11 protein-coding genes and 1 riboswitch are annotated in these 14229 nt (G+C 71.8%); of the genes, 7 read left to right on the forward strand and 4 right to left on the reverse strand.

Features of this window, described 5'->3' with window-relative positions; translation table 11 throughout:
- The first annotated feature begins 103 nt into the window (after positions 1-103).
- The 5 genes from polA to LUTJ29_RS0101380 all read left to right on the forward strand — a co-directional run bounded on the left by polA (position 104) and on the right by LUTJ29_RS0101380 (position 6271).
- Positions 104-2881, forward strand: a complete 2778-nt coding sequence (gene polA, locus LUTJ29_RS0101360; RefSeq protein ID WP_027070972.1) for a DNA polymerase I — start codon at positions 104-106, stop codon at positions 2879-2881.
- Positions 2882-3364: 483 nt separating this feature from the next.
- Positions 3365-3844 carry a YetF domain-containing protein gene (locus tag LUTJ29_RS0101365; protein WP_027070973.1) on the forward strand — a complete coding sequence of 160 codons (480 nt, stop codon included), beginning with the start codon at positions 3365-3367 and terminating at the stop codon, positions 3842-3844.
- 44 nt (positions 3845-3888) lie between these two features.
- The gene (dinB, locus tag LUTJ29_RS0101370; RefSeq protein WP_027070974.1) at positions 3889-4971 is read left to right on the forward strand and encodes a DNA polymerase IV; all 1083 of its coding nucleotides are present in this window, start codon (positions 3889-3891) and stop codon (positions 4969-4971) included.
- Positions 4968-5693: a phosphoglycolate phosphatase gene (gene gph, locus LUTJ29_RS0101375; RefSeq protein ID WP_051322575.1), complete on the forward strand. Its 726-nt coding sequence runs from the start codon at positions 4968-4970 to the stop codon at positions 5691-5693. The genes dinB and gph overlap by 4 nt, the downstream gene beginning before the upstream one ends.
- Before the next feature lie 98 nt (positions 5694-5791).
- Complete coding sequence (locus LUTJ29_RS0101380) at positions 5792-6271, forward strand: hypothetical protein (protein ID WP_027070976.1); 480 nt, start codon at positions 5792-5794, stop codon at positions 6269-6271.
- Positions 6272-6325: 54 nt separating this feature from the next.
- Here LUTJ29_RS0101380 and LUTJ29_RS0101385 read toward each other — a convergent pair whose 3' ends face one another.
- The 3 genes from LUTJ29_RS0101385 to LUTJ29_RS0101395 all read right to left on the reverse strand — a co-directional run bounded on the left by LUTJ29_RS0101385 (position 6326) and on the right by LUTJ29_RS0101395 (position 9493).
- Positions 6326-8200, reverse strand: a complete 1875-nt coding sequence (locus tag LUTJ29_RS0101385; protein ID WP_043740163.1) for a TonB-dependent receptor — start codon at positions 8198-8200, stop codon at positions 6326-6328.
- A 114-nt stretch (positions 8201-8314) separates the two neighbouring features.
- A riboswitch (cobalamin riboswitch) is annotated at positions 8315-8551 on the reverse strand.
- Positions 8552-8642: 91 nt separating this feature from the next.
- Positions 8643-9014, reverse strand: coding sequence for a TfoX/Sxy family protein (locus LUTJ29_RS0101390; RefSeq protein ID WP_027070978.1), 372 nt, complete (start codon positions 9012-9014; stop codon positions 8643-8645).
- Positions 9011-9493 carry a GAF domain-containing protein gene (locus tag LUTJ29_RS0101395; protein ID WP_027070979.1) on the reverse strand — a complete coding sequence of 161 codons (483 nt, stop codon included), beginning with the start codon at positions 9491-9493 and terminating at the stop codon, positions 9011-9013. The genes LUTJ29_RS0101390 and LUTJ29_RS0101395 overlap by 4 nt, the downstream gene beginning before the upstream one ends.
- 43 nt (positions 9494-9536) lie before the next feature.
- On the opposite strand from LUTJ29_RS0101395, the gene LUTJ29_RS17935 reads away from it, so the two are divergent.
- Together LUTJ29_RS17935 and bioD are read left to right on the forward strand one after the other, a co-directional pair.
- Positions 9537-10307: a TMEM175 family protein gene (locus tag LUTJ29_RS17935; RefSeq protein WP_051322576.1), complete on the forward strand. Its 771-nt coding sequence runs from the start codon at positions 9537-9539 to the stop codon at positions 10305-10307.
- The gene (gene bioD / locus LUTJ29_RS0101405) at positions 10304-10969 is read left to right on the forward strand and encodes a dethiobiotin synthase (RefSeq protein WP_027070980.1); all 666 of its coding nucleotides are present in this window, start codon (positions 10304-10306) and stop codon (positions 10967-10969) included. Before LUTJ29_RS17935 ends, bioD begins: the two co-directional genes overlap by 4 nt.
- A 92-nt stretch (positions 10970-11061) precedes the next feature.
- Here bioD and LUTJ29_RS0101410 read toward each other — a convergent pair whose 3' ends face one another.
- The gene (locus LUTJ29_RS0101410; RefSeq protein ID WP_027070981.1) at positions 11062-14217 is read right to left on the reverse strand and encodes an efflux RND transporter permease subunit; all 3156 of its coding nucleotides are present in this window, start codon (positions 14215-14217) and stop codon (positions 11062-11064) included.
- Positions 14218-14229: the final 12 nt, after the last annotated feature.

The following is a 14229-nucleotide window of genomic DNA, read 5'->3' on the forward strand; positions in this document are numbered from 1 at the left end:
CCGGTGTGGCGGGTGCCTCCATTATGCGCGGCGCGGGCGGCGTTGGCGCGCGCCACGGCCGCCGGCGACGCCCCGTGGACCGGCGGGCGCGTAGAATCGAGCGATGCCCAGGCTCGTACTGATCGACGGCTCGTCCTACCTGTTTCGCGCGTTCCACGCGCTGCCACCGCTGACCAACGCGCAGGGCGAGCCGACCGGCGCGCTGTTCGGCGTGGTCAACATGCTGCGGGCCACGCTCAAGGAGCGGCCCGACTACGCGGCCTTCGTGCTCGATGCCAGCGGGCCGACGTTCCGCGAGGCGCTGTATCCCGAATACAAGGCCAACCGCCCGCCGATGCCCGACGACCTGCGCGCGCAGGTCGAGCCGATGTGCCGGATCGTCGAGGCGCTGGGCTTCCCGATCCTGCGCGAGGAGGGCGTGGAGGCCGACGACGTGATCGGCACCCTGGCCTTGCGGGCGGCGGCCGAGGGCATCGACGTCACCATCTCCACCAGCGACAAGGATTTCGCCCAGCTGGTGCGCGAACCCGCGCCCGGGCAGGGCCTGGTCGAGCTGGTGAACACGATGACCGGCGGCCGGATGGACAGCGTCGAGGCGGTGGTGGCCAAGTTCGGCGTGCGCCCCGACCAGATCGTGGACATGCTCGCGCTGATGGGCGACAGCGTGGACAACATCCCCGGCGTGCCCAAGTGCGGGCCCAAGACCGCGGCCAAGTGGCTGGCCGAATACGGCAGCCTCGACGGAGTGATGGCCGCCGCCGGCACGGTGAAGGGCAAGATCGGCGAGAACCTGCGCGCGGCGCTCGGCCACCTGCCGCTGAGCCGCGACCTGGCGACGATCCGCACCGACGTGGCGCTGCCGATCGGTCCGCGCGACCTTGGCCTGCGCGAGCGCGAGGTGGAGGCGCTGCGCGAACTGTACACGCGCTACGGCTTCAACCAGGCGTTGCGCGAACTGGACGGCGGGAGCGCGGTCGACGCGGCGGAGAAGGAGCCGGCGCGGGCGCGCGGCAACGCCCGCTACACCGCGCCCGCCGCCGCGGAGGCGCCACCGCCCGATCCGTCCCTGGCGGCGCCCGGGGAATACGAGACCATCCTCGACCCCGCCCGCCTCGAGGCCTGGATCGCCGACCTGCGCCGCGCAGGCCGCTTCGCCCTGGACACCGAGACCGATTCGCTCGACCCGATGCGCGCGCGCCTGGTCGGGATCAGCTTCGCGGCCGAGCCGGGGCGCGCGGCCTACCTGCCGCTGGGCCACGACTATCCCGGCGCTCCGCCGCAGCTCGGCCGCGACGTCGCCCTCGCGCTGCTGCGGCCGCTGCTCGAGGACCCGCAGGTCGCCAAGATCGGCCAGCACGGCAAGTACGACCTGCACGTGTTCCGCCGCCACGGCATTACCGTGCGCGGCTACGCCGACGACACCATGCTCGAGAGCTTCGTGCTCGACTCCAGCCAGCGCCACGACATGGATTCGCTGGCGCGGCGCGTGCTCGGCTACGAGACCGTGCCGTACGAGGCGGTGGCGGGGAAGGGCGCGAAGCAGATCCCGTTCAACGCGGTGGCGGTGGCCGACGCCACCCGCTACGCCGCCGAGGACGCCGACATCACCCTGCGCCTGCACAACGCGCTGTCGCCGCGGCTGGCCGAGGCGCCCGGGTTGCACATGGTGTACCGCGAGATCGAGATGCCGCTGGTGGAGGTGCTGGCGCGGATCGAGGCCAACGGGGTCATGGTCGACGCCGACGAGCTGCGCCGCCAGACCGCCGACCTGTCGCGACGCATGCTCGCCGCGCAACAGAAGGCCACCGAACTGGCCGGGCGCAGCTTCAACCTCGATTCGCCCAAGCAGCTGCAGGCGCTGCTGTTCGACGAACTCGGGCTGCCGGCGCTGGTGAAGACGCCCAAGGGCCAGCCCAGCACCAACGAGGAGGCGCTGGAGGCCATCGCCGACCAGCACGAACTGCCGCGCGTGATCCTCGAGTACCGCGGCCTGGCCAAGCTGCGCAGCACCTACACCGAGAAGCTGCCGGAGATGGTCAATCCCGACACCGGCCGGGTGCACACCAGCTACCACCAGGCCGGCGCCGCCACCGGCCGCCTGGCCTCGAGCGACCCGAACCTGCAGAACATCCCGATCCGCACCGTCGACGGCCGCCGCATCCGCAAGGCGTTCGTGGCGCCGGAGGGGCGTCGCCTGGTGGCCTGCGACTACTCGCAGATCGAGTTGCGGATCATGGCCCACCTCTCAGGGGACGAAGGCCTGCTGGGCGCGTTCGCCGCCGGCGCCGACATCCACCGCGCCACCGCGGCGGAAGTGTTCGGCCGCCGCCTCGAGGAGGTGACGCCCGAGGAGCGGCGCGCGGCCAAGGCGATCAACTTCGGCCTGATGTACGGGATGGGCGCGTTCGGCCTGGCCCGCAACCTCGGCATCGGCCGCGGCGAGGCCCAGGACTACATCGCCACCTACTTCTCGCGCTACCCCGGCGTGCGCGACTTCATGGAGCGCACCCGCCAGCAGGCCCGCGAGCAGGGCTACGTGGAAACCGTGTTCGGCCGGCGCCTGTACCTGGAGTTCATCCAGCGCGGCAACCAGGCCCAGCGCGCCGGCGCCGAGCGCGCCGCGATCAACGCGCCGATGCAGGGCACGGCGGCCGACATCATCAAGCGCGCGATGGTGGACATCGACGCCTGGCTCGCGGGCCAGGGGGGCCGCGCGCTGATGATCCTGCAGGTGCACGACGAACTGGTGTTCGAGGTCGACGCCGACTTCGTCGAGACACTGCTGGCCGAGGTGCCGGCGCGGATGTCGGCGGCGGCGGAATTGCGTGTTCCGCTGGTGGTCGAATCGGGCGTGGGGATGAACTGGGACGAGGCGCACTGACGCCCGGTGGCCGTTCAGGTGCGTGTGAGCGCTCACAGCGCGTGAAGGTTGCGTTACTCCACGTGACTTCCGGCACACCCCTGTTTTTCCAGGGTCCTGGCATCGGTTCCGCCGTCGCCCGATCGAGGTAAACGCCGGCTGAACTTTGCCCTCGCGGCTGCGATTTCTTCACGAACTCTCAATGTCCGTGGTGGTCAGATAGATCGCGACAGATGCAAGGTCTGTCGCTGATCTCTCCCATCCCCTGGAGCAGATCCCCCGGAACGTAAGACTTCTCCCCGAGTCCCGTTCCCCCCGGCCCCGCAGGCCCCCCCTGCCTGCGGGGCTTTTTGTTGCCCGTTGGCCGCCCCCGCACCCGCGTGCTCTGTCGTTGCGCGGCCGGCGCCGGCACGTCGCGGACGTCGACGCCCGGAACCCGCGGCACTGCCCCGCCTTCATCCCCCGCCTGCCAGCATGCCGGTGTCCCCTGCAGGAGGTCGCGCCATGTCCGGGATGTTCGAGCTCGAGCTGCCGTGGTGGGAGCTGGCGCTGCGGGGTGCGGCCGTGTACCTGGCGATGCTGGTCCTGGTGCGCCTGTCGGGAAAGCGCACGGTGGGCGAGTTCACGCCGTTCGACCTGGTGCTGGTGGTGCTGCTGGGCGAATCGGTCGGCGGCGCGCTGATCGGCGAGGACATGTCGCTTCCCGGTGGATTGATCGTCGCGGCCGTGCTGATCGGGCTGAACTGGCTGGTCGGCTTCCTGTCCGCCCGGATCCCGCTGCTGGACCGGATCATCGAGGGCCAGCCGGTGCTGGTCGCGCGCGACGGCCAGGTCTTCCGCGACGTGCTGCGCCGGCAGTCGATCAGCATGGCCGAGTTCGAGGCGGGGATGCGCGCCGCCGGCTGCGCAGCCGTGGACGAGATCCGGGTGGCCGTGCTCGAGCCCAACGGACACATCAGCGTCATCCGCCGCGACACCGCTTGAACCGCGGCCCGCGCGGCCGCGCGACGGCCTAGAATCCACTGCGCGTGCGCAAGATCATCCACATCGACATGGACGCGTTCTACGCCTCGGTGGAGCAGCGCGACGATCCGTCGTTGCGCGGCCGCCCGGTGGTGGTGGCCTGGCGCGGACCGCGTTCGGTCGTGTGCGCGGCCTCCTACGAGGCGCGGCGCTACGGCGTGCGCTCGGCGATGCCGGCGGTGCGGGCCGAGCGGCTGTGCCCGGAGGCGGTGTTCGTTCCGCCGGATTTCCCGCGCTACAAGGCGGTCTCGCGACAGGTGCAGGCGATCTTCCGTGAGCACACGCCGCTGGTGCAGCCGCTGTCGCTGGACGAGGCCTACCTCGACGTCACCGAGCCGCTCATCCCCTCGCCCAGCGCCACCGCCACCGCGCAGGCGATCCGGCAGCAGATACGCGAGCGCACGGGCCTGACCGCATCCGCGGGCGTGGCGCCGAACAAGTTCCTGGCCAAGATCGCCTCGGACTGGAACAAGCCCGACGGACTGTTCGTGATCCGTCCCGCGCAGGTCGATGCCTTCCTGCAGCCGCTGCCGGTATCGCGGATCCCGGGCGTGGGCAAGGTGATGCAGGGCAAGCTCGCCGGACTGGGCGTGGAAACGGTGGGCCAGCTGCGCGGGCTCGGCCTGGAAGAGCTCCAGGCCCGCTTCGGCAGCTTCGGCGCGTCGCTCTACCGGCGCGCCCGCGGCATCGACGAGCGCCCGGTGGAGCCGCACCAGCCGGTCAAGTCGGTGTCCAGCGAAGACACCTTCGAGACCGACCTGCGCCTGGACGAACTCGAACCCCACGTCCGGCGCCTGGCGGCGAAGACCTGGGACGCGGCGGCCCGCAAGGGCGGGCGCGTCGGCCGCACCGTGGTGCTCAAGCTCAAGACCGCGCAGTTCCGCATCCACACCCGCAGCCTGACCCCGGACGTGCCGCCGGACAGCGCCGAGACGCTGTGCGCGGTCGCGCTGGCCCTGCTGCGGCGCGCCGACCTGCCGCCGGCCACCCGCTATCGCCTGGCGGGCGTGGGCCTGTCCAACTTCCGCGAGGCCGGGGAACCGGACCTGCAGCCGCCACTGTTCCCCACCCTGGAGCCCGCCGCATGAGGGACGCCAGCCCGCTGGGCCACGCTGCCGCCAGCGCCATCGGTCCGTCGTCCCCGTTTCCCGGTGCGGTCCTGTTCGACCTCGACGGCACCCTGGTCGACAGCGCCGGCGGGATCGCCTGGGCGCTGGACCGCACCCTGGAGGACCTCGGCCATGCGGCGGTGGGCGAGGCCCTGGCGCGGACCTGGATCGGCGAGGGCGCGCGGACGCTGCTGCGGCGCGCGCTGGCCCATGCCGGGTCCCCGCTCACCCGGGACGCGCCCGGATTCGCGCAGGCCTTCGAGCGGCTGATGCACCACTACGACGCGTCGCTGCCGCGCCAGGCCCGGGCGTATCCCGGTGCGGAGCAGGCGCTGCGCGGCCTGCGCGCCCGGGGCATCCGCGTGGCGTTGTGCACCAACAAGCCGGAACGGTTCATCGGGCCGCTGCTCGAGACGCTCTCGTGGCGCGGACTGTTCGACGCCGTCGTCGGTGGCGACACGCTCCCCGAAGCCAAGCCGTCGCCGCAACCGCTGCGGCACCTGGCCGAGGGGTTCGCCCTGCGGCCGGCCGATTGCGTGATGGTGGGCGATTCGCGCACCGACGCCGATGCCGCCCGGGCCGCGGGCATGCTGCTGGTGCTGGTGGACTACGGCTACCACCGTGGTTTCGACCTCGGGACGGCCGAGGCGGTCGCCATCACCCCGGACCTGCGCAGCCTGCTGGTGGGCGCGCCGGACTGAACGCAAGCCGCGCCTGTCAGCACTCGACCGCGCCTGCTGACAACACCTCCACCGCGTCCGGCGCTAGGCTCGGGACAGAGCCTGGAGTGGAGGCAACGATGAGCGACATACGACAGGGGGCGGCGGCGGCGCTGTGGCAGGACCTGGTCCGCGAGGCGCAGGCCGCCAGCGGCGGCACGCTGGACGAATCGCAGGAGAGCTACCTGGTGTTCGTGCTGCTGCGCCACCAGCGCGACGGGCAGCTGCTGGCCCGGATCCAGGCGCTGGAATGGCTGCATGCGCAGCAGCAGGTGGGCAGCGCCCGCGCCGACGCGCTGCGCGACGTGGGCGACCGCTGCCTGCTGGTGGCGGGCCTGTTCCCGGACCTCGCGCAGCGGCGCCGGGTGAGCGTGGACTACTTCATCGACCTGGGGCGCGGCGCCTACCAGGGCGTGGCCGACGCGGGGCGCGACGCCTACGCCGAGCTGTTCGCGCGCCTGGCCGAAGGGTATCGCCAGCTGGTGGCGGTCCTGCGCGGCGTGCGCGGGCCGGCGGGCGCGGCAGGCATCCTGCCGCCCGCGCACGCGGTCCTGCACTGAGGCGACGCCGGTCGCGCGGGACGCCGGCGCAATCCCCGCCGGCGCCCGTGCCGGTCAGCGCGCCGGCCGCCAGCGCAGCGCGAGGTGGTACTCGCGTCCGGGCTGGAAATACCAGGCCACGGTTTCGTACGCGCGGTCGAACACGTTGCTGGCGCGCGCCAGCAGCGTCCAGTCCGGATGCGGCGAATACTCCAGCCGCAGGTCGGCCGTGGCGTACCCGCCCAGGCGCACGGTGTTGGCCGGGTCGTCGTAGCGCGCGCCGGCGCCCTTGACCGTGATGCCGGCGCGCAGCGGGCCGAACGTCCGGTCGAGCTCGATCCGGCCGGTGTTGCGCGCGCGCCGGGCCAACACGCGGTCGTGGTTCGCGCCGTGGCTGCGGTCGCGCGGGTCGGCGTGGCTCAACGCCACGGAGACGTCGGTGCCCGCGAGCGTGGTGCCGAAGCTGAACTCGGCGCCGCGCACCCGCGCCTGGTCGACGTTGCTGCCCACGCCGCGGTAGTCCGGCGGCGGATAGACGAACACGATCAGGTCGTCGATGCGGCTCTCGAACACGTCCAGCGACCAGTGGTGCCCGGCGCCGCTGCGCGCCAGCCCGAGGTTGAGGCTGACCGATTCCTCCGGACGCAGGCCGGGGCTCTCCGAGCCCGGGTAGTACAGGTCGTTGAACGTCGGCGCCTTGAAGCCGGTGCCCAGGCTCGCGGTCAGGCGCAGGCCGTTGCCCGCGTCCAGGCCCCAGCCCAGGCCGCCGGTGACGTGGCTGCCGAACTGCTCGTTGTCGTCGTGGCGCAGGCTGGCCTGGACGCGCTGCCTGCCCACGCGCCCGCCGTAGGCGGCGAACACGCCGGTGTTCGCGCGCCCGGACACGGCGTAGGCCGTGGTGCTGTCGACGCGGTCCTCGAGATGGTCGACGCCAAGGCTGAGCAGGTGCGCGCCCGCCAGCCGCACGTCGGCCTGCAGCGAGACGCTGTCGCGCCGGGTCTGGAAGCTGGCGCGCGGTTCGTCGTCGTGGAAGTCGTCGGAGCGGTCGACGCTGCGCGACAGGGCCAGCGTCGTCGCGACGCGACCTTGCGCCGGTGCGTGCAGCAGGCGCGCCCCGGCGATGCGCTGGCGGACCCGGGAGCGGTTGGTCCACGAGCCATCGAATTCGTTCTCGCCGTCGGCCTGCAGGAAGCGGCCGTCGAACGTGACCGCCTCGCCCAGCTGCAGGCCGCCGCGCAGCGTGATCGAGGTGTTGCGGTAGCCGTCGTCGTCCGGTTCGTCGGCGAAGCAGCCCTGGAACAGCGCGCCCGAGCCGCGGCAGGCATTGATGCCGTCGGTCGAGTCGTAGGCGCCGTCCACGCCGAACCAGCCGCGCTGGCCGCGGTAGCCGAAGCCGGCGCTGGCCTCGCGCGCGCCGTGGCTGCCGGCGCCGGCCTGCGCGTGCCGCGACAGGCCGGGTGCGCCGCCGCCGCGGGTGAAGACCTGGATCACGCCACCGATCGCCTCGGAGCCGTACAGGCTCGAGCGCGGCCCGCGGATGATCTCGATACGCTCGATCTGCGCCAGCGGCAGGTCCTGGAACGCCGGCATGCCGGCGGTGGCCGAGTTCATCTTCACCCCGTCCACCAGCACCAGCACGTGGTCGGATTCGGTGCCGCGGATGTACAGGCTGCTGAGCTTGCCGCGGCCGCCGGTGTTGCCGACGTCGATGCCGGCGCGGCCGCCCAGCAGTTCGATCAGGTCGCGCGCCTGGCTGCGCTCGATCTCGTCGCGCTCGATCACCTCGGCCGGCACCAGGCTGTCGGCCAGGCGTTCCTGGCTGCGGCTGCCGGTGACGAGCACGGTGTCCAGGTCGGTGGCGCCGCCATCGGCGCGGGCGCCGGCGGGGAGCGCCAGCAGGGGAAACAACAGGATGGATGCGGCCACGGCCGCCGGGAAGGGATGACGCATGCAGTCCTCCGTCGCGCGCACGCCCACGTACGCGCAGGGGTTACGGGGAGTCACGGACGAAGGAAGGCGCAGCGTGATCCATGCCGGCATCGCCGCCGCGACGCCCTCCGCGCCGCAACCAGTGGACTTCGTGGCCGGTCTCCGGACTTGCGCGCGAGGCATCCGATACCTCGGCCGACGCGCCTTCCCATGCCGTGCGGCACAGTGGCGGATGCGGCGGCCTGGACGCGCCTACCGTTGCGGGGGCAGTGCCGGACTGGCCGTGTCGCGTGGTGCGACGCCGGCGTCACCGGCTTCCCGTTTCAGCCCTTGGACGAACGTCCGCGGGCCACCTCGAAGCAGCCGCCATTGTAGAGGGCGCGGCGCGTGAATGCCGCACCGGGGCGGGCCGGCGCGCCTGCGGTGGCGTATGGACGCGCGCGCGGCGGCGGGGCGTCCGCCCTCAGTCGTCGCGCGAGGGCTCGTCGAACAGGTCGGGCGCCGGCATCGCGCCTTCGTCCTGGTGGTGGGTGGTGGTCACCGGCGCGGCCGCCGGGCGCCCGCGCGGCGGCGGGAGCTCGGCGGTCGCCGCCTCGACCGCGGCCACCAGTTCGGCGCGCCGGGCCTCGGGGACTTCCTGCCAGTGGCAGTCCCGGAGCGCCCCCTCGAGCGCGTAGAGCATGTTCAGGCTGGGCTTGAAGCCCGCGCGCCGCACGCGCATGAAGGCCTCCACCGCGCCCGCGGCGACCAGGTCGGCCTCGGTGTGCAGTCCCACCTGGCGCAGCCAGGCCGCGGACTTGGGACCGATGTTGCGCATCTTCAGCGGTGGATTCATGGCAGCGACTCGACGTAGATGCGGGCGATGGCTTCCAGCCCCTCCTGGTCGATAACGTCAAAACGGCCCGGATCCGGGCTGTCCAGGTCGAACACCCCGACCAGCCCCCCGTCGCGGACCAGGGGCACGACCAGCTCCGAGCGCGAGGCCGCGTCGCAGGCGATGTGGCCGGGGAAGGCGTGGACGTCCTCGACCCGCTGGGTCTGGCGGGTGCGTGCGGCGGCCCCGCAGACGCCCTTGTCGAGCGGGATCCGCACGCAGGCCGGCAGCCCCTGGAACGGGCCGACCACCAGTTCGGTGCCGTCGAAGAAGTAGAAGCCCACCCAGTTCAGCCGCGGCAGCGCGTGGTAGACCAGCGCCGAGAGGTTGGCCGCGTTGGCGATGCGGTCGCGCTCGCCATGGAGCAGGGCCCGGGCCTGCCCGGCCAGCTGCCGGTACTGCTGCGGCCGGTCACCGCTTAGACTGGGAACGCTGAACATGGGGGCAGTGTAGCAGCGGGTTCGCGCCCGCTCCGGAGGCCGTGTGGGCAGGCTGGACCATCTCGATCGCGATGCCGCGGGGTTCCGGCTGCGTGGACAGCAGGTGACCCGCCTGGAGACCTTCGTCGACGCGGCGTTCGCCTTCTCGCTGACCCTGCTGGTGATCTTTACCAGCGAGTTGCCCCAGAGCGCGGCCGAACTGCGCGAGGCGCTGAGGAAGGTGCCGGCCTTCGCCGCCTGCTTCGCCCTGCTGATGATGTTCTGGGCGGCGCACAACCGCTGGAGCCGCCGCACCGGGCTGGAGGACGCGCGCGCGACGCTGCTCAGCCTGGCCTTCGTGCTGGTCGTGATGGTGTACGTGTATCCGCTGCGGATGGTGGTCTCGAGCTTCCTCTCGCTCCTCACCGCGGGCTGGCTGCCAGGCGAACTGCGCCTCGCGCCCGGTTCGCTCATGGGCGACCTGCAGACGACCTTCCTCGTCTACAGCCTCGGTTTCGGACTGCTGGCCTGGCTGCTGTGGCGGATGAACGCGTACGCCTTGCGCCGCGCCGCGACGCTGGAACTCGACGCCAACGAGCGCCACCTGCTGCGCACCGAAAGCGGGTCGCATGCGATCCTGGCCACGGTGGCGGGCGCGAGCCTGGCGCTCGCGCTGCTGCTGTACGCGGTCGGCCCCGCGCCCGACGGCCCGTGGCGCCTGCTGGCGGGCGCGCCGATGTGGCTGTACTGCGTGCTCGCGGCGTGGATGCGGGGCTACCACGTGCGTCGCGAGCGGAGCCGGCGTGCGCTGGCCGGCGACGGAGGACGCGCGTGAGCCGGGCATGGTTCGTCACCGGCACCGACACCGGCGTGGGCAAGACCTTCGCCTCGGTGGCGCTGCTGCACGCGCTGCGCGGGCGCGGCCTGCGCGCGGTCGGCATGAAGCCGGTGGCGGCGGGCTGCGAGCGCACTGCGCAAGGGTGGCGCAACGAGGATGCGCTGGCGCTGCTGGCGGCCAGCGATCCGGTGCCCGCGTACGCCGACCTCAATCCCGTCGCGCTGCCGGCGGCCACCGCGCCGCAGCTGGCGGCGCGCGAGGCCGGCGTCGAGGTGGCCCTTCCGCGGCTGCTGGACGCGTTCTCGCGACTGTCGGCGCAGGCCGACGCAGTCGTGGTCGAGGGCGCGGGCGGCTGGGCGGCGCCGCTGGGCGATGGCCTGGAGCAGTCGGCGATCGCGCGCGCGATCGGCGGCGAGGTGCTGCTGGTGGTCGGCCTGCGCCTGGGCTGCCTGAGCCACGCCCGCCTCACCGCGCGCGCGGTCGAAGCCGACGGCTGCCGCCTGGCGGGCTGGATCGGCAACCGCGTCGACCCGGCCTTCGAACGCGTGGACGACTACCTCGGCCTGCTGGGCGAGGCGCTTCCCGCGCCCTGCCTGGGCGTCCTCGGCCACGGCGTCGATCCCCGCGCCGCGGCGTCCGCCCTGGCGCTCCCCCCGTAGGAGCGGCTTCAGCCGCGACCCGGTCCCCGGGCAGGCGGCGCGCCGACGTTCCCCGGTCGCGCCGCCTCTCTCGCCAGGCCTGCTGCGGCGCCTCAGGCGCGCTGCGGCTCCGCCGACCTTGCCGCCGCCGCTTCCGCGTCGCGCGCGTGGTCGCGGGCGAGGTACATGTAGAACGCCGGCAGCACGAACAGGGTGAACAGCGTGCCGATCGTCATGCCCGAGGCGATCACCGTGCCCATCGAGAAGCGCGAGGCCGCGCCCGGGCCCCTGGCGATGAGCAGCGGGATCATCGCGAACACCAGCGCCGCGGTGGTCATCAGCACCGGGCGCAGGCGGATCGCCGCGGCCCGCTCGATCGCCTCGCGCTTGGACAGGCCTTCGTTGATCTGCAGCTTGTTGGCGAACTCCACGATCAGGATGCCGTGCTTGGAGATCACGCCCACGAGGGTGACCAGGCCGACCTGGGTGTAGATGTTGATGCTCATGCCCGGGAAGGCCTCGATCCCGGCGAAGCCCAGGATCCCGCCCACGATCGCCAGGACGTTGAGCGTCAGCAGCGCGCCGCAGATCGCCATCGGCACGGTCAGCAGCATGATCAGCGCGTCGCGGAAGCTCTCGAACTGCGCCGACAGCACCAGGAAGATCACCACCAGCGCCAGCGCCAGGGTCAGCAGCATCGCCGATCCCTCCTGCTTGAACTGGCGCGACTCGCCGGCGTAGTCCACCGAGTAGCCCTGCGGCAGGATGTCGCGCGCGGCCTGGTCGAGGATCGCCAGCGCCTCGCCCTTGCTCACGCCGGGGCGCGGGGCGAAGGTGATCGCCACCGCGTTGAGTTGCTGGAAGCGCTTGAGCGACTGCGGCTGCGCGCTTTCCTTCAGCGTCACCAGGGTCGAGAGCGGGATCAGCTCGCCGTCGCGGGTGCGGGTGTAGTAGTTCTGCAGGTCGGACGCGTTGAGCCGGTCGCTGCGCTGCACCTGCGGGATCACCAGGTACGAGCGGTTCTGCATCGCGAAGCGGTTGGTGTAACCGCCCGAGAGCATCGCCGACATGTCCGCCGCCAGGGTCCGCATGTCGATGCCCAGCGAGGCCGCCTTGTCGCGGTCGATGTGCACCTCGATGCGCGGCTTGTCGATCTTCAGGTCCTTGTCGAGGAAGATGAAGCGCCGGCTCTCCATCGCCCGCTGCAGGATCGCGTCCGCCAGCTCGCTGAGCTGGGCCAGGTCGCCCACGCCGCCGATAACGAACTCGCCGCCGCCGTCGCCGCCGGCGCTGGGCAGCGACGGGGGGACCAGGGCGAACGTGTTCAGGCCGGTGACTTCCGAGATCTGCGGCTGCAGGTCCTGCTCAAGCACCTGCTTGGTGGAGCGGCCGCGCTCGCTCCACGGCTTGAGTACGAAGCCGGCCATCGCCATCGGGCTGGCGCCGCCCCCCGTGCCGCCGAAGCCGCCGTTGAACAGGAAGTAGTCCTGGACTTCGGGAATGCCCTGGGCGATCCGCGACATCTCGTCGGTATAGCGCTCGACGTAGTCCAGGGTCGCGGTCGGATCGGCCTGGGAGATCGCGAAGATGAAGCCCTCGTCCTCCAGCGGCGCCGGTTCCTTGGGTGCGGTGGCGTAGAGGAACACGCACGACACGAGCACGATGGCACCGAACGCCGCGACCACCGATTTCGTCTCCAGCGTGCCGTGCAGGCGGCGCATGTAGCCGGCCTGCAGCGCGTCGAACTTCCGGTCCAGCCACGCCTCCAGCCGGCCCTTGCCGCCGGCGCCGTGCGGCTTGAGGATCTTGGCGCTCATCATCGGCGACAGGGTCAGCGCGATCACGCCCGACAGCAGCACGCTGCCGGCCAGGGTGAAGGCGAACTCGGTGAACAGGATGCCGGTCAGGCCGCCCTGGAAGCCGATCGGCAGGTACACCGCCACCAGGGTGGTGGTCATCGCCACCACGGGCCAGGCCAGCTCGCGCGCGCCCTTGATCGCCGCGTCGTAGGGCGACATCCCCTCCTCGATGTGGCGGTGGATGTTCTCCAGCACGATGATCGCGTCGTCGACCACGATGCCGATCGCCAGCACCATCGCCAGCAGCGTCAGCAGGTTGATGGTGAAGCCCATCAGCAGCATCAGGAACAGCGCGCCGATCAGCGACAGCGGCACGGTGACCGCCGGGATCAGCACGCTGCGCAGCGAGCCCAGGAACAGGTAGATCACCACGATCACGATGATCACCGCCTCGATGATCGTGCTCACCACCTCGTTGATCGCGTCCTGGATCGCCTCGGTGCTGTCGTAGGGGATGGTGGCGACCAGGCCCTCGGGCAGCTGGGGCACGATCTCGTTGTCCCACAGTGCGCGCACGTCGGCGATCACGTCCAGCGAGTTGGCGTCGGGCGAGACGAAGATGCCCATGAAGGTGGCCGATTCGCCGTTGATCCGCACCGAGGTGCCGTAGTTTTCCGAGCCCAGCACCACGTCGGCCACGTCGCCCAGGCGCACGATCGCGCCGCCCTGCTCGCGGATCACGAGCTGGCGGAACTCCTCCGGGCTCTGCAGGTCGGTGCGCGCGGTCATGTCGATCGCGACCATCTGGCCCTTGGTCGAACCCACCGCGGAGAGCACGTTGTTGGCCCGCAGCGCGTTGGACACGTCGCTGGCGGTGACCTGCAGCGCGGCCATGCGGTCGGGCTTGAGCCACACCCGCATCGCGAACGTGCCGGCGCCGAGGATGTCGGCGCGCTGCACGCCCGGCACCGTCACCAGCTTGGGCTGGACCACGCGGGTGAGGTAGTCGGTGATCTGGTTGTTGTCGAGCGTCTCGCTGGCGAACGACACGTACATCGCCGCGATCTGCTGGCCCTGCTGCAGGTCGATCACCGGGTCCTCGGACTCGGGCGGCAGCTGGCCGCGCATCTTGTTGACCTTGGCCGCGATCTGGGTCAGCGCCTCGTTCGGGTCGTGGTCCAGGCGGATGTAGGCCTGGATCGTGCTCACGCCGGCCGAACTGGTCGAGGACATGTAGTCGATGCCCTCGGCGCTGGCGATCTCGCGCTCGAGCGGGGTGGTGATGAAGCCCTGGATCAGGTCCGCGTCCGCGCCGTAGTACACCGTGGTCACGTTGACCACCGCGTTGCGCAGCTCCGGGTACTGGCGCACGTTGAGCTCGGAGAACGCGCGCAGCCCGAAGATCAGGATGAACAGGCTGACGACCATCGCCAGCACCGGCTTGTTGATGAAGATGTCGGTGAATTTCATGGCTCGACTCCC

Origin of the sequence: Luteimonas sp. J29 (assembly GCF_000472505.1) — a bacterium.
GTDB lineage: Bacteria > Pseudomonadota > Gammaproteobacteria > Xanthomonadales > Xanthomonadaceae > Luteimonas.

What these genes read in the sequence shown, in the direction of transcription:
- polA (WP_027070972.1), top strand. Translation starts at nt 104, where the DNA reads ATGCCCAGGCTCGTACTGATCGACGGCTCGTCCTACCTGTTTCGCGCG.
- LUTJ29_RS0101365 (WP_027070973.1), top strand. Translation starts at nt 3,365, where the DNA reads ATGTCCGGGATGTTCGAGCTCGAGCTGCCGTGGTGGGAGCTGGCGCTG.
- gph (WP_051322575.1), top strand. Translation starts at nt 4,968, where the DNA reads ATGAGGGACGCCAGCCCGCTGGGCCACGCTGCCGCCAGCGCCATCGGT.
- LUTJ29_RS0101380 (WP_027070976.1), top strand. Translation starts at nt 5,792, where the DNA reads ATGAGCGACATACGACAGGGGGCGGCGGCGGCGCTGTGGCAGGACCTG.
- LUTJ29_RS0101385 (WP_043740163.1), bottom strand. Translation starts at nt 8,200, where the DNA reads ATGCGTCATCCCTTCCCGGCGGCCGTGGCCGCATCCATCCTGTTGTTT.
- LUTJ29_RS0101390 (WP_027070978.1), bottom strand. Translation starts at nt 9,014, where the DNA reads ATGAATCCACCGCTGAAGATGCGCAACATCGGTCCCAAGTCCGCGGCC.
- LUTJ29_RS0101395 (WP_027070979.1), bottom strand. Translation starts at nt 9,493, where the DNA reads ATGTTCAGCGTTCCCAGTCTAAGCGGTGACCGGCCGCAGCAGTACCGG.
- LUTJ29_RS0101410 (WP_027070981.1), bottom strand. Translation starts at nt 14,217, where the DNA reads ATGAAATTCACCGACATCTTCATCAACAAGCCGGTGCTGGCGATGGTC.